Raw genomic sequence first — 20,496 nt, forward strand, 5'->3', positions numbered from 1 at the left:
GCGCGAGGACAGACGCCCCGACACCGACAACGTGGCCCTGGTCACACCTCACCCCCGAAAAATCTCACCGAATACGGGCGGAACAGTCACCTAACCCATCAGGAGAACGCGCAAACCGGTCACGACGGACAGAGGCCGCGAACGCCGAAGATCAGGGGAAGCGCCCTGGCAACGCCCCGGCTATTCACTCAGTACCTGTACTTGGTGAATACTTACTCCTCATGAGCACCCGTCACATCCTGCTGGGGCTGCTCGCCTCGGGGCCGAGCCACGGCTACGACCTGAAGCGGCGCCACGACGAACGCTTCCCCCAGGCCCGGCCGTTGGCCTACGGGCAGGTCTACACGACCCTGCAGCGTCTGGTCCGCGACGGCCTCGCGGAGGTGGACGGCACCGCGTCGGACGGCGGCCCCGAGCGGACCGCGTACCGCCCGACCGAGGCGGGCGCGCGCGAACTGGCGCGCTGGGCGGGCGAGATCGCCCCGCCCGCCCCCTTCGTGACGAACGAGATCTTCACCAAGGTCGTCGTCTCCATCCTGACCGGTGGCGACGCGGGCACCTATCTGCTGGCCCAGCGCACCGCTCACATGGAACGGATGCGGGAGCTCACAGCGGTGAAGACGGCCCCCGGCACGGACCTGACCACCGTGCTCTCGGCCGACTACGCCCTCAACCACCTCGACGCCGACCTCCGTTGGATGGCCACGACGGCGGCCCGGCTCACCACCCTGACCGCGGAGGTTCGCACAGCATGACGAACGGGGACACGACCGGGAACGCGGCGCAGCCGCTTCTCGCATCCCGCGGCCTGGTGAAGGCCCACGGCAGGACGGAGGCCCTGCGCGGTGCCTCGGTCGAACTGCGGGCCGGCGAGATCCTCGCCGTCACCGGGGCCAGCGGCAGTGGCAAGTCCACGCTGCTGCACTGCCTGGCCGGGATCGTCCGGCCGGACGCCGGCTCGGTGACGTACGCCGGACGGCGGCTGGAGGAACTGCCCGAGAAGCGGCTGAGCGAGCTGCGGCGCACCGATTTCGGGGTGGTCTTCCAGTTCGGTCAGCTGATTCCGGAGCTGACGGCCCTGGACAATGTGGCGCTGCCGCTCATGCTGGCCGGTGCCGGGCGCGTGGAGGCACGGGCGCGGGCCGGGGAGTGGCTGGAGCGGTTCGGGGTGCGCGGGCAGGAGGAACTGCGGCCGGGCGCGATGAGCGGCGGACAGGCCCAGCGGGCGTCGCTGGCCCGTGCGCTGGTCACCGGCCCGAAGGTGGTGTTCGCGGACGAGCCGACCGGCGCGCTGGACTCGCTGTCGGCGGAGCAGGTGATGACGGCGCTGGCGCACACGGCCCGGGAGTCGGGCACGGCGGTGCTGCTGGTCACGCACGACGCCCAGGTGGCGGCGTACGCCGACCGCGAGGTCCGGCTCCGGGACGGCGCGGTTGCGCCGCTGGGGGTGACGGCGTGAGCACGGTGGTCTCGGACGTCCGGCTGGCCCGGCAGCTGGTGCGCGGATCGGACCGGCGGGAGTGGTGGCGACTCGCGCTGACGGCGGCGGGCGCGGCACTGGCGACGGGCTTCGCGCTGGCGGCGGTCGCGCTGGCCTCGGTCCCGAGTGGTTTCACCGTGTCCGTCTTCCACGGTCTGGCGAGCCAGCCCGGTACCCGGTCCGGGGTGATCGCCGGCCTGTTGCTGGTGCTGGTGCCGGTGCTGGCGTTTCTCGGCCAGTGCACGCGGATCGGGGCCGTGCACCGGGACCGCCGCCTCGCCGCGCTGCGGCTGGCCGGGGCGACGCCCTGGCAGGTGCGGCGGATCGCGGCGCTGGAGACCGGGCTCGCCTGTCTGGTGGGCTCGGCGGTGGCGACCGTCTTCTCGGTGCTGCTCCTGCTGCGCCTGTGGAACGGGCCGACCGCGCTGACGTGGGCGGGCATCGCGCTGGTCGCCGTCGGCGTACCCGTACTGGGCGCGGCAGCGGGTGCGCTGGCGCTGCGCCGGGTCGTGGCGTCGCCGCTGGGATGGGTGCGACGGGTGGCGCCGCGAACGGGACGCGGGCCGGGGACGCTGTTCCTGTGCGGACTGGTCCTCCTGGCAGCGGTGGCCCCGCTCGCCATGAGCAGCGGTCACAGCGCGGGCGACCGGGTGCACTGGCAGGGTCCGCTGACCGTCTTCTCCCTCGTCGTCGCGCTCGGCGCGGGCGCGGTCTGGCTGGCCGGGGCCACCGCTCGGTTCACCGGCCGGCTCCTGGCCGAGCGGGCCGGGACGGCGGCCCCACTGCTCGCGGCGGAACGGCTGCGCGACGACCCGTATGCCCCGGCCCGCACCCACGCCGCCGTCCTCGTGGTGACCGTCGCCGGTACGGCGTTCCTGTGCATCCGGCACGCGATGCTCACCGAGCTGCGCACCAGGGAGTGGCACCTCGGCGCCGACATGGCGTACTACACCACCGGCCTCGACCTGACCGCCGCCGCCGTCCTCGTCGCCCTCGCGATCACCCTCTGCGGCCTCGCCGTGGGCACTGCCGAGTCGCTGACCACCCGCCGCCGCGCCCTGGCAGCCCAGGTCGCCGCGGGAGTGCCCCGTACGGTCCTGAACCGGGCCCTGCTCCTGGAGACCGCGCTCCCCCTCGCCCCCGCCCTGCTGCTGGCGGGCGTCGGCGGCATGGCGGTCGGCACCTGGTACTCGTCCCTGACCGGCGACGGCTCGCTCCCGTGGACCGCCCTGCTGGTCGCGCCCGCCGTGTACGGGTCCTGCCTGCTGGCAGCAGCGACGGCACTGCCGCTGCTGGGGCGCTCGGTGCGGCCGGGCGAGCTGCGCTACGTGTGAGGGGTCGATGACCGGGCGCGGGCAGGTCGGCCGAGGGCCAGGGTGACCAGCGACTCCGCCGGGGAACCTCCGCCCGTCCCGGCCGCGCGCGTCTCCCCGTCGCAGCCGTGCCGGATGGCGCCCCGCGGCTCGGGCCGGGGGCGGGTAGCGTTCCAGAAGCGTGAGCAGTCGGCGGCCATGTGTCATCGGAGGGCTCACATGAGCGACTCAAGGACAGTTGGAGTGGAAGTGCTCACGCTTCCCCGCGAGGGCGTGGAGCCGGGACGGGCGTGAGCCGTCACGGGCTGCGGATCCACCGGGACGGAGCACGGAAGGAGCCGCGTGTCACCGCCGCCGCACCGGCTGCTCCAAGCGCTCGACCGCTTCAACGCCGCTCACCCGTGGGACCACAACGCCCACTACCACCCGTGGATCCTGCGACGGCTCCCCAGCCGGTTCGGCAGCGCGCTGGACGTCGGTTCCGGCAGCGGTGATCTGGTCCGGCTCCTCGCCACCCGCGCCGACGAGGTCCGGGGCATCGACTCCGACCCGGAGATCACCTCGCGGGCGCGCCTGCTGACCCCCGAGGCGACATCCGCGTCCTTCACCGTCGCGGACGCCCCGACGGGCCTCCCGGACGGGCCCCACGACGTCATCACCTGCGTCGCCACCCTCCACCACCTGCCCTTCGCCGAGACCCTCGCCGCCTTCCGCCGGCACCTGGCTCCCGGCGGCACCCTGGTCGTCGTCGGCCTCTACCGGCCACAGACCGCCACGGACCATCTGCTCAGCGCCACGGCCCTCCCCCTGAACGCCGCCACGGGGTGGCTCAAGAACCGAGGGCGGAGCGCGGCCCCGCCCGTTTCGATGTCCGCCCGGACCCGGCCGGCCGACATGCCCTTCGCCGACATCGCCCAACAGGCCCGTACGGTCCTGCCCGGCGCACGCCTGCGCCGCCGGCTCTTCTGGCGCTACACACTCACGTGGCGTCGCCCCTGATCGAGCGCCGCCCCGGCCTTCCTCCTGGTCGGGGCGCTGACCGCGCGCGCTGGGGCCGGGCACCCCGCACCGGGAACACCCCGCACGCCAGGGCTGAGTTCCCCACTGCGTTCTCGACTCTCACCACAGGTTCCGGTTGTCGAGTCGTACCGGGAAGGCCGCTGCCCGCCCCGACGGCTCACTCAGCGCCGGCCACGCCTTCGCCGGCGCGGGCGAATGGGCGGATGCCACCCCGTCCTCGTGGTCGTCGAGGTCACCTCGTACGACTCGGACACCGACCGGCGCGACCGCGTCGACAAGCCCCGGGCACGCGCGGAGACCGGGATCCCGGTGTACCTCCTCATCGAACGGGACACCTGCGAGGTGCGCAGCCGGCCGGACGGCGGGCGGTACGAGACCGTGCAGCGGTCCCCTTCGGCGAGGAGATCGCGCTGCCCGATCCCGTCGGCATCACCCTGGACACCGAGCCGCTGAAGAAGTGGGTGCGCTGACCCGCTCCCGCCAGCCGCGGCTCCCACCCGACCGCACGGCGGACAGAGGCCCGGATCGTCAGGCGGAAATGCCGTCGATCCGGGCCATGGCGTCCTCCGCGCCGTACGGCTGCAGGTACGGCAGCCAGCGCGGGTCCCTATGGCCCGTACCGATGATGCGCCAGGCCAGTCCGGTGGGCGGGGCGGGCTCGTGGCGCAGGCGCCAGCCGATCTCGCCGAGGTGGCGGTCGGCCTTGAGGTGGTTGCAGCGGCGGCAGGACGCCACCACGTTGTCCCACGCGTGCAGGCCCCCGCGGCTTCGCGGGATGACGTGGTCGACGCTGGTGGCGACGGCGCCGCAGTACATGCAGCGGCCCCCGTCCCGGGCGAAGAGCGCCCGGCGGGTGAGCGGGACGGGCCCCCGGTAGGGCACCCGCACGAACCGCTTGAGCCGGACCACGCTGGGTGCGGGCACGGTGACGGTCGCGCTGTGCAGAAAGGCGCCGGACTCCTCGAGGCACACGGCCTTGTTCTCGAGGACGAGGACGAGCGCGCGGCGGAGCGGTACGACGCCGAGTGGCTCGTACGACGCGTTGAGGACCAGAACATGCGGCACGGGTGCCTCCTTGGGCGTCGGCGGCGCGTGGCTCGCGCCGGGACGATCTGCAGTCAGTCTCCCCTCATGGCTGGTGGAAGCGCCACCATGTCCCGGTAACGGGCTGGGAGTGTTTTCGACCACAGGGAATCCATCCCCACGACCGTGACCAGTTCAAGCGCGGGTGAGCACGGTCTCTCCTGTGAACTTCGCGCCGTTCCGCACACGGTGCCCCGTTAGTGTGGTGATTCCGCCCGTCCGGTGACCATTCCGTGGACTTGGAGCGACCCCCACCGGGGGGGGCGGGCGGCACCGCACCTGGAGGTATCCGTCGTGTCCCTGTCCGCCGCCGTCCTACTGGCCGCCGGTCCGTCACCGTCGCCGTCGCCCTCGGAGTCGTCGACACCGGCGGTGCCCTCGTTCAAGGACGCCCAGGAAAGCGCCTCGAACGCCGCCGGCTGGGTCGAGGAGAACTGGTCGACCTGGCTCGCGATCGGCCTGCGGGTGCTGCTGATCGTGGCGATAGCGGCGGTGCTCAGGGTGGTGGTCCGGCGGGCGATCACCAAGCTGATAGACCGGATGAACCGCAGGGCCGGGACGGGAGCCAGCACCGCGCTGAGCAGCCTGCTGGTCAACGCCGAGCGGCGCCGCCAGCGCTCGGAGGCCATCGGGTCCGTACTGCGCTCGGTGGCCAGCTTCCTCATCCTCGGCACCGCGGCCCTGATGGTGCTGGGCACCTTCGAGATCAACCTGGCCCCGCTGTTGGCCTCCGCGGGTGTCGCCGGCGTCGCGATCGGCTTCGGCGCCCGCAATCTGGTCACCGACTTCCTCTCCGGCGTTTTCATGATCCTGGAGGACCAGTACGGCGTCGGCGACAGCATCGACGCCGGCGTGGCCTCCGGCGAGGTCATCGAGGTCGGACTGCGGGTGACCAAGCTGCGCGGCGACAACGGCGAGATCTGGTACGTCCGCAACGGCGAGGTGAAGCGGATCGGCAACCTCTCCCAGGGCTGGTCGACGGCCGGCGTCGACGTGACCGTCCGCTCGGACGAGGACCTGGAGAAGGTGAAGGAGACCATCGCCGCGGTCGGCGAGCGGATGAGCAAGGAGGAACCCTGGAACGAGATGCTCTGGGGCCCGATCGAGGTGCTCGGCCTGGACTCCGTACTGCTGGACTCCATGGTGGTGCGGGTCTCCGCGAAGACCATGCCCGGCAAGTCCCTCACCGTCGAGCGCGAGCTGCGCTGGCGCGTCAAGCGAGCCTTCGACGCGGCCGGCATCCCGATCGTCGGCAGGCCGGAGGTGCCGGGGCAGGAGGCCGCGGCACCCGATCCGACCGCGGGCATGGCGGCCCCGTCGGCCTACTCGAGCACCGTCTCCCCGCAGTCCGTCGCGGCGTCCCCGATTCCGCCGCCGAGCACCACCAAGTAGGGACACCCGCGCTCTTCCCGCCCCCGAGACAACGACCGGGTCTGACCGGGACTCTCCTCGCCGTCGACGCGGGGAACAGCAAGACCGACGTGGCCGTGGTGGCGGCCGACGGGGAGGTCCTCGCCACGGCTCGCGGCGGCGCCTTCCGGCCTCCCGCGGTGGGCGTCGAGCGGGCCGTGGACGCCCTGGCGGAAGCGGTGGCGCGGGCCTTCGCGGCGGCCGGCGTCACCTCCGTCGAACACGTCTCGGCATGCCTGGCCAACGCCGACCTGCCGGTGGAGGAGGAGCAGCTGGCCGCCGCCCTGCACGCCCGCGCGCGGGGCGCGAGCGTGGACGTGCGCAACGACGCGCTCGCGGTCCTGCGGGCCGGCGTCGACGAGCCGCGCGGGGTCGCCGTGGTGTGCGGAGCGGGCGTCAACTGCGTCGGCATGCGCCCCGACGGGCGCACCGCCCGCTTCCCGGCCGTCGGGCGGCTGTCCGGCGACTGGGGCGGCGGCTGGGGGCTCGCGGAGGAGGCGCTGTGGCACGCGGCGCGGGCGGCGGACAGCCGCGGGGACCCCACCGAGCTGGCGCGCACGCTGCCCGCCCACTTCGGGCTCGCCTCGATGTACGCCCTCATCGAGGCCCTGCACCTGCGCCGGGTCGAGCCCGCCCGGCGGCACGAGCTGACGCCCGTGCTGTTCGCGACGGCGGCGGGCGGCGACCCGATCGCGCGGGCGATCGTCGACCGGCAGGCCGACGAGGTGGTCGCCATGGCCACGATCGCGTTGACCCGGCTGGACCTGCTGGCCGAGCGGACGCCGGTACTGCTGGGCGGCAGCGTCCTGGCGGCCCGGCATCCGCGGCTCGACGACCGGATACGGCAGCTGCTGGCGGCCCGCGCCCCCGAGGCCGTACCGCGCGTGGTGACGGCCCGGCCGGTGCTGGGCGCGGTGCTGCTGGGGCTTGACCGGACGGGGGCGGCGCCCGAGGCGCACGCGCGGGCGCGGGACCACTTCGCCGGCTGAGGCCCTGGGCGGTGTCGCGCCACCGGAACCGGTCCGGGGAACCGGACCGGTTCCGGTGGCGTATTCCTGGGCATGGGTGGTGCGTTGCACCCGGATCGAATCAAGATCGAGTGAAGGCCGGTGCGAATGCCGGTGCGGGCAGCGATACTTGCGGCGACGGATGACCATGGGGGAGGTCAGCAGTGAATCGACCGCCGAAGGGCAGCGCGGCGCCACCGCCGGGCACGGGCGTGCCGACCCTGCCCGCCGTACCGCCGCGGTCCGCGTCCGTCCCACCGCAGCGGGGCGGTGCTCCCGCCGGGTCCCCTCCCCCTCCCCCTCCCCCGCCCACCGCCCCCCGCCGCACCGCGTTCGCCGAGGGCCTCGACCGGCTGCGCGCGGCCGCCGTCACCGAGCCGGGGCGGCTGCGGATCATCGGGGCGCTGCTCGCCGCGCTGGTCGTCGCCTTCGGCGCGGTCACCGCCTGGCAGATGCACGAGCGATCCGCGGCGGCCGACGACGTGCTGCACCGCAGCCAGCCGCTCACCTCGGACGCGGCCGACATATACCGTTCCCTCGCCGAGGCCAACACCGCGGCCTCCAGCGGGTTCCTCGCCGGCGGCCAGGAGACCGAGGAGTCCCGGGACCGGTACGAGAAGGGCATCCGCACGGCCGCCGAAGGGCTGGTGACGGCCGCCGCCGACTCCGACGCCGACTCGCCCTCGGCCGACACCATCACCAGGCTCAACCGCCTGCTGCCCGAGTACAAGGGCCTCATCGAGCGCGCCCGCACCTACAACCGGCAGGGCTTCCCGGTCGGCGGCGCCTACCTGCGCTACGCCAACGAGAAGATGCAGCGGGAGATGCTCCCCGCCGCGGAGGACCTGTACAAGACGGAGAACCGGCGGCTGAGCGCCGACTACGACGACGCCAGGTCCTACCCGTGGGCCGCCATCGGCCTCGGCGTCCTCGCGCTCGCCGCCCTGGCCTGGGCACAGCACCGCAACTACCGGCGCACCAACCGGGTCCTCAACCACGGCATGGTCACCGCCACGGCCACGGCCGCCGTCGTCCTGCTCTGGCTGGTCGTCGGCCACGGCGTCGCGCGGTCGAACCTGGGCGACTCCCACGACCACGGCGTACGTTCGCTGAACGTGCTGCACGACGCCCGGATCGCCTCCCTCAAGGCGCGGGGCAACGAGAACCTCACCCTGGTGGCGCGCGGCGCGGAGACGAAGAAGGTCGGCGACGAGACGGTCGACGCCTACGACTTCGACTTCGGGAAGAACATGGACGCGCTCGGCAATGGCCTGGCCCGGGCCGCCTCCCTGGCCGACGACGAGGCGGGCGAGCGCCCGGTCACCGTGGCGAAGGGGAACATGGCGGAGTGGAAGGAGCGCCACGCCGCCGCCCGTGAGCAGGACGAGAACGGCAACTACCAGCAGGCGCTGGACCTGGTGATCGGCGGCGAGGGTGCCACCGACGAGTGCTTCGACGGCGTCGACGCCTCGCTCGCCACCGCTCTCGAGCACGAGGAACGGGAATTCGCGCAGGCGGCGGGCGACGGGCTGGACGCGATGGGGTACCTGCCGCAGGGCGCCGGTGTCCTCGCCGGGCTGGGCGCGGCCGGCGCGCTGCTGGGCATCGGGCGCAGGCTCTCGGAGTACCGGTGAGGCGGGGCGTGGGTCCGGCGGACGGGTGGGAAGGGGAACCCGTGAAAGGAGGCGTGAGGATGCGCGCACGACGACTGCGGACCGGCCTGAAGGGCTGGGGCGGAGTGGGGGCGATGGCCGTCGCCTGCGCCCTCGCCGTGCTCTTCGCCCTGCTCCTGCCGTTGGCCCGCGCCGACGGCGGGAGCGACGGCACGGACAGCGGCGGCCACGGCGTCGCCCGCGGGGGCCAGGCACGCGCCGCCGAGGAGTGCACGGACCCGGAGAAGCAGACCCTGCCCCCGGCCGGCGACGACGGCCCCGCCATCGACGAGATCCGCGGCCGTGAGGGCGAGAGGCGCAAGCTGATCGTCGGCGTCGACCAGAACAGCTACCACTGGGGCTACCGGGACCCGAACAGCGGCGGCGACGCCGAGCTGGAGGGCTTCGACATCGACCTGGTGCGCCGCATCGCCGAGGACATCCTCGGCGACCGGAACGCCGTGCAGTTCAAGGCGATCCCCACCGACCAGCGCATACCCGCGATCCAGGACGGCCGGGTCGACATGGTGGTCCGCACCATGACCATCAACTGCGACCGCCTGACCGACGTCGCCTTCTCCGCCCCGTACTTCCGCACCGGCCAGCAGGTGCTGGCCCCCAGGTCGTCGGACATCACCGGCTACGACGGGACACTGGCCGGCAAGGAGATCTGCACGGCGGCGGGTTCGACGGCGTTGAGCACCCTCCAGCGGGACCGGGCCGACGGCAGGCTCGCCGAGGGCGTCGACCTGCGCACCACGGTGCCCAACCAGCTGGACTGCCTGGTGCGGCTCCAGCTCGGCGAGGTCGACGCGGTGGTCACCGACGGCGCGCTCGCCGCGAGCCAGGCGGCCCAGGACCCCACGGTGGAACTGAAGGGCGACGCCTTCACCACCGAGTACTACGGCGTGGCGATGAAGAAGGACGCCGACGATCTGGTACGCCGGGTCAACCACATCCTCGTTCAGTGGCGCGCGGACGAGGCCGAGGGCTGGCAACGCTCGTACGAACGGTGGCTGTCCAAGACCATGGGCGGCGACCCGGCGAAGTCGGAGCCACCGAGTCCACCGCAGTACCTGCGCGAGAACTGAAGGACCGCCGCACCGCGAGGACGCACCGCGGGAACAGAGAACGCACAAGTCCGCGACAGCGAGAGGTGATCGATGGGCGACACGGGACCCACCGGGCCGGTGATGGACCGGGACGAGGTGGACCGTGCGCTGGCGCGGCTCGGCGCGGAGCACGAGGCGATCGAGACCTCGCTCCTCGCCCTCCAGGACCACGCGGGCCGCAGACTCCTCGAAGGCGCCGAGCTGACCGGGGTGACCGCCGAGCGCTGGGCCGCCGCGGAGGCGTCGATCACGCTGCTGTGGACCTACTTCGACGCGTACTCGGGCGCGTTGCGCACCGCGCGGGAGATCCGGGCCCGGCGCCGCTGGTCCAGCCGCGAGGACCTGGCGGAGCTGACCGAACTGATGCGCGGCGAGGCCGTCACGGTGGCGGGCGGCGGCGCCACGGCCACGGGCCCCACCCTGACCGGGGGGCCGGGCCGGCTCAGCGAGCGGTACTCACTGGCGACGCTGGTGGACCGGATGAACCAGCTGTACGCGACCTCCCTGGACATGGTGGTCGCCGCCGACGCGGTGTGGTCGGCGCTGCCCGCGCGGATCGACTTACTCGCCGCCGAGCTGAGGCGCACCCGCGAACTCGCGCACTCCGTGGGCGTCCGTCCCGGCGAGCACCCGGCCGGCGACGACCTGGAGCGGATCACCCGCACCCTGACGAGGCTGCGCGAGCAGGTCGTGTCCGACCCGCTCGCCTTCTGGCTGCCCGCCGAGGGCAGTTCGGCGCCGGGCGGCGGCCGCCCGGACACCACGGTGTACGACCGGGAGGCGCGCGCCCTGGAGGACGTGCGCCGTGAGATCGACGCCGTGCTGGCCGTGCGCCAGGACGCCGAGCAGCGGATCGTACGGCTGCGGGACGTGCTCTCCCGCGCGGACCGCACGCTCGCCGAGGCCCGCACCGCGCGCGGCGAGGTGCTGGCGAAGATCGCCGCGACGGAGGTGCCGGTGGTCAGCGGTCCGCCGACCGCGCTCCAGGAGCAGCTCGCGGCGGCCGCCGAGTACCGCAGGCACGCCCAGTGGCACCGTCTGTCCCCGCTCCTGGAGTCCCTGGAGGAGAAGGCCGAGGACGAGCTGCTGCGCGCCCGGGAGTCGTTGACGGCGGTCACCGCGCCGCTCGCGGTCCGCGCCGAGCTGCGCGGCCGGCTGGACGCGTACAAGGCGAAGGTGGCCCGGCTCGGCCACGCCGAGGACCCCGAGCTGTCCGAAAAGTACGAGAAGGCGCGCCGCATGCTGTGGAGCGCGCCCTGCGACCTGCGCGTCGCCGAGCAGGCCGTGCTGCGCTACCAGCACGCGGCGGCCGAACTGCTCGGCTCAGCCCCGCGCGTGCCCGGTCAGGGCGGGCCGGTGGACCGGACCGGACGGGGGCCCGGCGCGTGAGCGACGAGGGGGAGGCAGCGTCATGAGTGAGGCAGGGCGGACGTGTCAGCGTCCCGGCTGCGACGGGACCTACGAGGACGTGGGCGGCGGCGAGCTGTACTGCGACACGTGCGGTCTCGCACCGGTCGTCGCCGCCGACGGCATGGTCGGCTCGTCGCCGACCGGCGTCACCGGGGGCGGCGGGCGGGGCTCGGGCGGCTCGGCGGACAGTGGGAGTTCCCGTTCCAGCGGGCGCAGTTCGCGTACGTCGTCGCAGTCCTCGAAGTCCCGGCGTTCGGTGTCGGGGCGGCTCTCGCGGTCGGTGTCGGGCCGGTCCACGGGACGCTCGGTGTCGGTGCGCAGCTCGGGTTCGGGCGCCGGTGCCTCCGCGCGCGGCCGGCTCGGTGCCGGTCTGGTCGAGGTCCCGGCGATCCCGCGCCCCGACCCACGCGCGATGGTCCTGGACAATCCCGAGGTGCCGGAGCGGAAGCGGTTCTGCTCGCGCTCGGACTGCGGGGCGCCGGTCGGGCGGGCGCGCGGGCAGCGGCCGGGGCGCACGGAGGGTTTCTGCACCAAGTGCGGGCACCCGTACTCGTTCGTGCCCAAGCTGCGGGCCGGGGACGTGGTGCACGGCCAGTACGAGGTGGTGGGCTGCCTCGCGCACGGCGGCCTCGGCTGGATCTACCTGGCCGTCGACAAGGCCGTCTCGGACCGCTGGGTGGTCCTCAAGGGCCTGCTGGACACCGGCGACCAGGACGCGATGGCGGCGGCGATCTCCGAGCGGCGGTTCCTCGCGGAGATCGAGCACGCGAACATCGTGCGGATCTACAACTTCGTCGAGCACCTCGACCAGCGGACGGGTTCGCTGGACGGGTACATCGTCATGGAGTACGTCGGCGGCAAGTCCCTGAAGGAGATCGCCAACGGCCGGCGCACCCCCGAGGGGCGGCGCGACCCGCTGCCGGTGGAGCAGGCCTGCGCGTACGGCATCGAGACGCTGGAGGCGCTCGGTCACCTGCACAGCCGCAACCTCCTCTACTGCGATCTCAAGGTCGACAACGCCATTCAGAGCGAGGACCAGCTCAAGCTGATCGACATGGGCGCGGTGCGCCGGATGGACGACGAGGAGTCCGCCATCTACGGCACGGTCGGCTACCAGGCACCGGAGGTCGCCGACGTCGGCCCGTCGGTGGCGTCCGACCTGTACACGGTCGGACGCACGCTGGCCGTGCTGACGTTCGACTTCCAGGGCTACACGACCGTCTACGCCGACTCGTTGCCGGACCCGGACACCATCGACGTCTTCCGGCGGTACGAGTCGTTCTACCGGCTGCTGGTGCGGGCCACCGACCCCGATCCGGCGCGCCGGTTCGCCTCGGCGCAGGAGATGGCGGAGCAGCTGACGGGCGTGCTGCGCGAGGTGGTCTCGCTGCAGACGGGCCGCTCCCGGCCCGCCGTGTCCACGCTGTTCGGGCCGGAAGCCAGGGTGACCGACACGGAGCTGTTCCCGAGGCTCGACGGTGAGGTGTCCCGGCTGGGGGCGCGGGAGGTCGGGAGCAGGCGGCGCGGCGCGGGTGCGGCGGCCGGGCTGACGGGCGGCGCGGGCACCGGCCCGGCGCTGCCGGGCGGTACGAGCGCCGCGGTCGGGGCGCCCGGCGGGACGGGGGCGGGTCCGGGGGCCCCCGGCGGGACGGGCACGGGCGCCACCGGACCGGCGGGCACGGGCGCCGTCCCGCCCGCGGGGACGGGCGCGAGCGCCGCGCTGCCGGGCGCGGTGAGCACGGCCGGCGCGGGCGGCGGGCCCGGCGCCACCGCTCCCGGCCTGGTCAAGCAGGCCGACGCTCCCGTCGCCGCCCTCGCGCTGCCGGTGCCCCGGGTCGACGCCGGGGACCCCAACGCGGGTTTCCTGGCGGGCCTGATGGCGTCCGCGCCGGCCGAGCTGCTGACCGCGCTGGCCGCGGCGCCCGCTCCGTCCACGGAGACGCGGCTGCGGCAGGTCCGGGCCCGGCTGGAGAGCGGCGACGCGCCCGGCGCCCTGGAGGGTCTGGAGACGCTGGAGGGTGAACGGCCCGACGACTGGCGGGTGGTCTGGTACCGGGGGCTGGCCGCGCTGGTGACCGGCGACCACGAGGGCGCCGCACTGGCCTTCGACGCGATCTACGACGCGTTCCCGGGCGAGATCGCGCCCAAGCTGGCGCTGGGCCTGTGCGCGGAGGTTCTGGGTCAGCTCGACAACGCGGCCGAGTACTACCGCCTGGTGTGGGCCACCGACCCGAGCCACGTCAGCGCGGCGTTCGGGCTGGCCCGGGTGCAGTTGGCCGGCGGCGACCGGGCCGGTGCCGTACGGACGTTGGAGTCGGTGCCGGAGTCCTCCATCCACTACACCGGCGCGCGCGTGGCGGCCGTACGGGCGCGGCTGCGGCAGCGCACCGCGGCGGCGGGCGACGTGGCGTTCCTGGACGATCTGACCGCTGCCGCGCGGCAGGTCGAGGCGCTGGACGTGTACGGTCTGGACCCGGCGCGGCGCGAACAGCTGTCGGCCGAGGTCCTCGGCTGCGCGCTGGACTGGGTACTCTCCGGAGGTCGGGGTTCCGTCCCTCCCGCCGCCGGGGGACGGACGCTGCTCGGCAGCGGCCTGGACGAACGCGGCCTGCGCTTCGGCCTGGAGCGTTCGTACCGCACGCTGGCCCGGCTGGCGCGGGGCGGCGAGGAGAGGATCGACCTGGTGGAACGTGCCAATCGTTACCGCCCCCGGACGTGGGTGTAGTTGATGTCGCAGATGCCCCAGCAGGCCGCTGTGCCGAAGTGCCCGAGCTGCGAGGAACCCCTCGAGTCGGGTGACCGTTTCTGCGGTGCGTGTGGATACGACCTGTCCGCCGTGCCCGCACGGCCCGACGACAGCCCGACGATCGCCATGAACGGCGCGGTGTCCCCGCCGTCGTCGGCACCGGACGGCGTGGACTGGCCCGTGGCCCGGGACTCGGACGGCTTCGGCCGGCCCGCCCCCGTTCACACGGCGGCCGAGGTCCCGGGCACCGACTCGGGCGGCTCCTCGCTGCCGCCGCCACCGGCCGCACCGCCGATGCCGCCGGTGCGGCCGGTGCCGTCGGGCGCGCCGCCCATGCCGCCGACGGCGCCCGAACCGGCCGCGTCCGGGGTGCGGTCCGACCACCGGGCGGGCCCGGAGGATCACGGGCGGGAGGAGTACGGCCGGGGGAACCACGGACGGGAGGACTACGGACGGGAGGACTACGGGCGGAGCGACCGCCGAGAGCCCGAGGAGTACCCGTTGCAGGCGCCCGACCCCCGCTCGCCCGCCGCACCCGCGGCACCGACAGCACCCGCCGCACCCGCCGCACCCGCCGCACCCGCCGCGAACGAGAAGGTATGCGTGGCCTGCCGCGCGGGCCGGGTCGACGACGACGGCTACTGCGAGAACTGCGGGCACGCCCAGCCTCGCGAACGCGACCACATGGAGCAGGAGTCCGGCCCGGTCGCCGCGGTGAGCGACCGCGGCCTGCGGCACCACCGCAACGAGGACGCGTTCTCCGTCGGCTGCACCGCGCTGCCCGACGGCGCTCCCGCGAGCGTGGCGATCGTCTGCGACGGCGTCTCCTCGGCGACCCGCCCCGACGACGCCTCGCTCGCGGCGTCCCGGGCGGCCGGCGAGTCGCTGCTCAGCGCCCTGCCGCGCGGCACGCATCCGCAACAGGCCATGCACGACGCCATCCTCGCCGCCTCGCACGCCGTCAACGCGCTGGCCGAGGAACCCGAGACGGCCCGCGAGCAGGCCCCGCACCAGAACGCCCCCGCCTGCACCCTGGTCGGCGCCGTGGTGGCCGCGGGCCTGCTGGTCGTCGGCTGGGTCGGCGACAGCCGCGTCTACTGGGTGCCGGTCGACCGGAGCACCCCGCCCGCCCGGCTCACCGAGGACGACTCGTGGGCCGCGCAGATGGTCGCCGCCGGCCTGATGAGCGAGGCCGAGGCCTACGCCGACGAGCGCGCCCACGCCATCACCGGGTGGCTCGGCGCCGACGCCTACGAACTGGAGCCGCACACCGCGGCGTTCAAGCCGGACCGGCCCGGTGTGGTCGTGGTCTGCACGGACGGCCTGTGGAACTACGCGGAGTCGGCCGAGGAGATGGCCGACGCCGTGCCCCTGGACGCTGCCGCGCGCCCCCTGCACAGCGCCCGCGTCCTGGTCGGTCACGCCCTGGACGGCGGGGGCCACGACAACGTAACAGTGGCCCTCCTGCCGTTCCCGGTGCCGCCGCAGGGGGCAGGATCGGCCTGAGGCCCCCCGCACGGGCAGGCATGCGCGCGGGGCGGTCTCGCGGGCCGCAGGGGGCGGCCCGCGCCGTCAGCCCACCACCGTGGGGACGTAGAGGGGGATGCGATCGGGCATGGCCAATTTCTCGAAGTCGAACGTGCCGCAGTTCTCGGTGGACGTCTACCAGAACGAGTACCTGCCCGAGGGTGGCCGCGAGGTCAACGCCATCGTGACGGTCACCGCGACCGGCGGCGGCACGATCGGGAGCGCGGTCACCGCGCCCCACCTGTACTCACCGGGCCAGGGCCCGTCCGCGGCCGTGGCACTCATGGTCGACTGCTCGGGCTCGATGGACTACCCGCCCACCAAGATGCGCAACGCCCGCGACGCGACGGCCGCCGCGATCGACACTCTGCGCGACGGCGTGCACTTCACGGTGATCGGCGGCACGCACGTGGCCAGGGAAGTCTATCCGGGCGACGGCCGGCTCGCGGTCGCCGACGCCACCACCCGGGAGCAGGCCAAGCAGGCGCTGCGCAGGCTGAGCGCGGGCGGCGGCACCGCCATCGGCACCTGGCTGCGGCTGGCCGACCGGCTGCTGGCCACCGCGGACGTCGCCATCCGCCACGGCATCCTGCTCACCGACGGCCGCAATGAACACGAGTCACCCGAGGAGCTGAAGGCCGCGCTCGACGCCTGCGCCGGACGCTTCACCTGTGACGCGCGGGGCGTGGGCACCGACTGGGAAGTGAAAGAAGTCACAGGGATCGCCTCCGCCCTGCTCGGCACCGCCGACATCGTCGCCGACCCGGCCTCTCTCACCGCCGACTTCACGCAGATGATGGAGACGGCGATGGGCAAGGAGGTCGCGGACGTCGCCCTGCGCCTGTGGACCCCCGTGGGCACCACTGTGAAGTTCGTCAAGCAGGTCGCCCCCACGGTCGAGGAACTGACCGGCCGCCGCGCCGAGGCGGGCCCGCGCGCCGGTGACTACCCCACCGGTTCCTGGGGCGACGAGTCCCGCGACTACCACGTCTGCGTGGAGGTACCGGCCGCGGACCTCGGCCAGGAGATGCTTGCCGCCCGGGTCTCCCTGGTCATTCCGGAGCCCGGCGGCACGGTCCAGAGCCTCGGCGCCCAGGGCCTGGTGCGCGCCGTGTGGACCGACGACATGGCCGCCTCCACGTCGATCAACCCCCAGGTCGCCCACTACACCGGGCAGGCCGAACTGGCGCAAGTCATCCAACAGGGGCTCGATCTCCGCAAAGCGGGAGACATCGACGGATCAACGGCCAAACTGGGCCGGGCCGTTCAGCTCGCGGGAGCCTCCGGAAACGCGGATACGGCGAAACTGCTCGCCAAGGTGGTGGACGTGGTCGACGCGGTGGCAGGTACTGTGCGACTCAAAGCGAAGGTCGAGGAGGCCGACGAGATGACTCTCGAGACTCGGTCGACGAAGACTGTTCGTGTGAAGAAGTGACGCAGGACAACACGGTCCATCAAGCCCGCAAGAGGGGGAAGCACCGACATGCCGACCTGCCCGAACGGACACCAGTCGGGTTCCGACGACTGGTGCGAGGTCTGCGGTCACCGCATGGCCGGTGCCGTGCCGCCCCCTCCCCCGCCGCCGCCCCCGGGCGGCGGCTACTTCCCGCCGCCGGCCGGCCCGGGCGGCGGTCCCGGTGGCCCGGCGGGCGGCCCCGGTGGTCCCGGTGCCGAGCCGCAGGTGTGCCCGCAGTGCCGCACGCCGCGTGAGGGCGGGGCGCCGTTCTGCGAGGAGTGCCGGTGGAACTTCCTCACCAACACCGCCACCTCGTACACCCCGGCCGCCCCGCGCCCGCAGGCGTCCGGTGGCCCGGGGCCGCGCTTCCCGCAGCCGCCGTCGGGCCCGTCGTACGGCGGCGGTGACTCGTACGACTACCAGGGCTCCCGCCCGTCCCGGATGAACCGGCCGGCGGAGCCGATCCCGCCGGGCCCGCCCTTCGGCGGCGACCCGTCGGGGAACGGTGGGCCGGGCGGTGGTCCCGGTGGTCGCCCTGGCGGCCCCGGTGACTCGGGCGGTCCTGGTGGCACCTTCGGGCCTGGCGGCGCCAATGGGCCCGGCGGTCCCGGTGGCCCTGGCGGCCCCTTCGGATCCGGTGGCCCCAATGGGCCCGGCGGACCCAGCGGGCCTGGCGGACCCAACGGGCCCGACGGTTCGGGCGGTCCGGGCGGCCCCTTCGGATCGGGTGGCCCCAATGGCCCCGGAGGCCCCTTCAACCCCGGCGGGCCTGCTGGTCCCGAAGGACCGGGCCGCCCCGGCGGTCCGGGAGCCGGCAGCCCCTCTGACCCCTTCGGCCCCGGTGGCCCCGGTGGCCCCGGCGCACCGTCCCGTCCCGGTGGGCCCGGCGACCCCGGTGGCCCCAACGGGCCTTCCGGCCCGCCCGCACCTCCCTCGTTCGGCGCCGACCCGTCGCGGCCGGTTCCGCCGCCGCCCGGCCCCGGTGCCCCGGGGGGCTCTCCGCAGGGTTACCAGCACTCCGGTCCGCCGGCCCCGCCCGCCTTCCCGCAGGAGACCGACCGCCCGCAGCAGGGCGGCCCCTCCTTCGGCGGCGGAGACGACGACTGGGTGCTCTCCCCGCCGTCGTCCGGCGGACCGGGTGGCCCCGGTGGTCCGGGTGGTCCGAACGGCCCGGGTCCGGCGCAGGGCGGCGGCTACGGCTACCCGCAGCCCGGCACCACCCAGGCCCCGCCTCCCCCGCCCGGTGGTGGCGGCGGCTACGGGTTCCCGCAGCAGCCCCAGCAGCCGCAACGGCCCCAGGGACCGGCGACGTGGACGGCGACCATCGGCCCGGACCGCGAGTACTTCATGGCGATGATGCAGCGCTCCGGCCCCGAGGCCGCGGGCCTGAACCTGCCCGCGTACTCGCCCGAGCAGCAGCGCACCCTCAGCGGCAACCAGATCACCATCGGACGCCGCCGGCACTCCACCGGCGACACCCCGGACATCGATCTGGCCGTGCCGCCTGAGGACCCGGGCGTCTCGCACCAGCACGCGGTGCTGGTGCAACAGCCGGGCGGGAACTGGGCGGTCGTCGACCAGAACTCGACGAACGGCACGACGGTCAACGGCGGCGAGGAGCCCATCCAGCCCTTCGTGCCGGTGCCGCTCCAGGACGGCGACCGGGTGCACGTCGGCGCCTGGACGACGATCACGATCCGCCGCGGTTAGCCGCCGGACCACCTGACCCGGCGCGGCCGGGTCAGGTGAACGGCCAGGCGTACGGGCCCTCCGGGTCGTCCAGCCACGCCCAGGCCCGTTCGCCGCTGACGGTGATGCCGTAGCGCTCGCGGCGCGGGGCGTCCTCGCGGGCCCACAGGGCGTATGCCTCCTGCGGGTCGAGGCTGCCCCGGCTCAGCGCCAGCAGGAAGCGGAAGAGGTCGTCCTCGCGGGCCCGGCGCGGCACTCCGCCCAGGCCCGGCGTCTCCGGCTCGGCCCGGTCAGAGATCCCGCGCAGCGGCACGAAGTACGCGGGCGTGTGCAGGAAGCGCCCCTCGGCGTGCCCGGCGTCGCGGACGGTCAGGACGACCAGGCCGGTGGCGAGCGGCGTCAGGATGCGGCCGCCGGGGCGGCACTGGGCGAGCCAGGCGCGCGGGATCGAGGACAGCGCGCAGGTGACGAGGACGCGGTCGTAGGGGGCGCGTCCGGGCACCCCGCGGGCGCCGTCACCGGTCACGACGGCCGGGTGGTACCCGGCCGCGGCCAGGTGCCGGCGGGCCGACTCCGTGATCTCGGGCTCCAGGTCGACGGTGGTGACCAGGTCGTCGTCGCCGAGCCGGTGGGCGAGCAGGGCGGCGTTGTAACCGGTGCCGGCGCCGATCTCCAGGACCCGGTCGCCGTCCGTCACGCCCAGCTCCGCCAGCATCTCCGCCATCAGCGACGGCTGGCTGCTGGAGGAGAGCAGCTCACCGTCGCGCAGCCGGGTGGCCAGCGGGGCGTCGGCGTACGCGCCGCGCACCCAGCGCTCGCGGGCACCGGGGTCGGGATGCTCCCCCCAGCGGCGTTCGTAGCCGCCCCGGACGCCGACGTAGTAGTACGGCACGAACAGGTGCCGCGGCACCGTCGCGAAGGCGTCCCGCCACACCGGGTCGGCCGCCCAGGCGCCGCTCAGCTCGATCTCCCGCACCAGCTCCGCCCGCGCGGAGGCGGCGAGGCCGTCCAGGTCCGGGTGCCCGCCCATGACTCCACAGTAGGGCCCGGCGGGTCCTGATCCTCAAGTCCTAGGTCCACGCGTCTGAGACCATGGACGACGTGAATGAGATTCGGCGCGGCACGCTTCAGGAGCAGACCTTCTACGAGCAGGTCGGCGGGGAGGAGACCTTCCGCCGGCTCGTCCACCGTTTCTACCGAGGGGTCGCCGAGGATCCGATCCTGCGGCCGATGTACCCGGAGGAGGACTTGGGCCCGGCCGAGGAGCGCTTCGCGCTCTTCCTCATGCAGTACTGGGGCGGTCCGACGACGTACAGCGACAACCGCGGCCACCCGCGGCTGCGGATGCGCCACGCCCCGTTCGCCGTCGACCGGGCGGCGCACGACGCCTGGCTGAAGCACATGCGGGTGGCCCTGGACGAGCTGGGCCTGTCCGAGGAGCACGAGCGGACCCTGTGGAAGTACCTGACGTACGCGGCGGCCTCGATGATCAACACGCAGGGCTGAGCGAGCCCGCCGGGGGGCTGATGCGCGGATTCCGGTCCCTCGGCGCCGGAATCCGGTCACGATCCGGTCAAGTCCGCCTTTCGAA

At 74.3% G+C, this 20,496-nt stretch carries 18 protein-coding genes; 15 read left to right on the forward strand and 3 right to left on the reverse strand.

Features of this window, described 5'->3' with window-relative positions; translation table 11 throughout:
* Positions 1-221 precede the first annotated feature (221 nt).
* From IE142_RS02485 to IE142_RS02505, 5 genes are all read left to right on the forward strand, one after another.
* Entirely contained in the window at positions 222-755 is a 534-nt protein-coding gene (locus tag IE142_RS02485; protein WP_191884156.1) for a PadR family transcriptional regulator, read from the forward strand.
* Positions 752-1,459, forward strand: coding sequence for an ABC transporter ATP-binding protein (locus IE142_RS02490; RefSeq protein WP_191884157.1), 708 nt, complete (start codon positions 752-754; stop codon positions 1,457-1,459). The genes IE142_RS02485 and IE142_RS02490 overlap by 4 nt, the downstream gene beginning before the upstream one ends.
* Positions 1,456-2,814, forward strand: coding sequence for an FtsX-like permease family protein (locus IE142_RS02495; RefSeq protein WP_191884158.1), 1,359 nt, complete (start codon positions 1,456-1,458; stop codon positions 2,812-2,814). The genes IE142_RS02490 and IE142_RS02495 overlap by 4 nt, the downstream gene beginning before the upstream one ends.
* A 321-nt stretch (positions 2,815-3,135) precedes the next feature.
* Complete coding sequence (locus IE142_RS02500; RefSeq protein ID WP_191884159.1) at positions 3,136-3,792, forward strand: class I SAM-dependent methyltransferase; 657 nt, start codon at positions 3,136-3,138, stop codon at positions 3,790-3,792.
* 216 nt (positions 3,793-4,008) lie between these two features.
* On the forward strand, positions 4,009-4,266 hold the full coding sequence (locus IE142_RS02505) for a Uma2 family endonuclease (protein WP_370466252.1): 258 nt from the start codon (positions 4,009-4,011) through the stop codon (positions 4,264-4,266).
* Positions 4,267-4,341: 75 nt separating this feature from the next.
* On the opposite strand, the gene IE142_RS02510 is transcribed toward IE142_RS02505, so the two are convergent.
* Positions 4,342-4,878, reverse strand: a complete 537-nt coding sequence (locus IE142_RS02510) for an HNH endonuclease (protein WP_043372873.1) — start codon at positions 4,876-4,878, stop codon at positions 4,342-4,344.
* 312 nt (positions 4,879-5,190) lie between these two features.
* On the opposite strand from IE142_RS02510, the gene IE142_RS02515 reads away from it, so the two are divergent.
* The 5 genes from IE142_RS02515 (at position 5,191) to IE142_RS02535 (ending at position 11,466) form a co-directional block, all read left to right on the forward strand.
* Complete coding sequence (locus IE142_RS02515) at positions 5,191-6,288, forward strand: mechanosensitive ion channel family protein (RefSeq protein ID WP_191884160.1); 1,098 nt, start codon at positions 5,191-5,193, stop codon at positions 6,286-6,288.
* Between the two features lie 41 nt (positions 6,289-6,329).
* Positions 6,330-7,295: an N-acetylglucosamine kinase gene (locus IE142_RS02520; RefSeq protein WP_191884435.1), complete on the forward strand. Its 966-nt coding sequence runs from the start codon at positions 6,330-6,332 to the stop codon at positions 7,293-7,295.
* A 182-nt stretch (positions 7,296-7,477) separates the two neighbouring features.
* Positions 7,478-8,947, forward strand: a complete 1,470-nt coding sequence (locus tag IE142_RS02525; RefSeq protein ID WP_191884161.1) for a GlnX family signal transduction membrane protein — start codon at positions 7,478-7,480, stop codon at positions 8,945-8,947.
* 59 nt (positions 8,948-9,006) lie between these two features.
* Complete coding sequence (locus IE142_RS02530; protein WP_191884162.1) at positions 9,007-10,056, forward strand: glutamate ABC transporter substrate-binding protein; 1,050 nt, start codon at positions 9,007-9,009, stop codon at positions 10,054-10,056.
* A 72-nt stretch (positions 10,057-10,128) separates the two neighbouring features.
* On the forward strand, positions 10,129-11,466 hold the full coding sequence (locus IE142_RS02535) for a coiled-coil domain-containing protein (RefSeq protein ID WP_191884163.1): 1,338 nt from the start codon (positions 10,129-10,131) through the stop codon (positions 11,464-11,466).
* A 69-nt stretch (positions 11,467-11,535) separates the two neighbouring features.
* Here IE142_RS02535 and IE142_RS39400 read toward each other — a convergent pair whose 3' ends face one another.
* Positions 11,536-11,784, reverse strand: coding sequence for a hypothetical protein (locus tag IE142_RS39400; RefSeq protein WP_446697080.1), 249 nt, complete (start codon positions 11,782-11,784; stop codon positions 11,536-11,538).
* Positions 11,785-11,800: 16 nt separating this feature from the next.
* On the opposite strand from IE142_RS39400, the gene IE142_RS02540 reads away from it, so the two are divergent.
* From IE142_RS02540 to IE142_RS02555, 4 genes are all read left to right on the forward strand, one after another.
* The gene (locus IE142_RS02540) at positions 11,801-14,212 is read left to right on the forward strand and encodes a serine/threonine-protein kinase (protein WP_446697079.1); all 2,412 of its coding nucleotides are present in this window, start codon (positions 11,801-11,803) and stop codon (positions 14,210-14,212) included.
* A 3-nt stretch (positions 14,213-14,215) separates the two neighbouring features.
* Entirely contained in the window at positions 14,216-15,739 is a 1,524-nt protein-coding gene (locus tag IE142_RS02545; RefSeq protein ID WP_191884165.1) for a PP2C family protein-serine/threonine phosphatase, read from the forward strand.
* 109 nt (positions 15,740-15,848) lie between these two features.
* On the forward strand, positions 15,849-17,195 hold the full coding sequence (locus IE142_RS02550; RefSeq protein ID WP_191884166.1) for a VWA domain-containing protein: 1,347 nt from the start codon (positions 15,849-15,851) through the stop codon (positions 17,193-17,195).
* Positions 17,196-17,243: 48 nt separating this feature from the next.
* Positions 17,244-18,926 (forward strand): FHA domain-containing protein, encoded by a 1,683-nt coding sequence (locus tag IE142_RS02555; protein ID WP_191884167.1) that lies wholly within the window; start codon positions 17,244-17,246, stop codon positions 18,924-18,926.
* A 31-nt stretch (positions 18,927-18,957) separates the two neighbouring features.
* Here the strand turns inward: IE142_RS02555 and IE142_RS02560 are convergent, their stop codons facing one another.
* Positions 18,958-19,935 carry a methyltransferase domain-containing protein gene (locus IE142_RS02560; protein ID WP_191884168.1) on the reverse strand — a complete coding sequence of 326 codons (978 nt, stop codon included), beginning with the start codon at positions 19,933-19,935 and terminating at the stop codon, positions 18,958-18,960.
* A gap of 62 nt (positions 19,936-19,997) precedes the next feature.
* On the opposite strand from IE142_RS02560, the gene IE142_RS02565 reads away from it, so the two are divergent.
* Positions 19,998-20,411 (forward strand): globin, encoded by a 414-nt coding sequence (locus IE142_RS02565; RefSeq protein ID WP_043372846.1) that lies wholly within the window; start codon positions 19,998-20,000, stop codon positions 20,409-20,411.
* Positions 20,412-20,496: the final 85 nt, after the last annotated feature.

The organism is Streptomyces mutabilis, assembly GCF_014649815.1.
Classification (GTDB): domain Bacteria; phylum Actinomycetota; class Actinomycetes; order Streptomycetales; family Streptomycetaceae; genus Streptomyces; species Streptomyces mutabilis.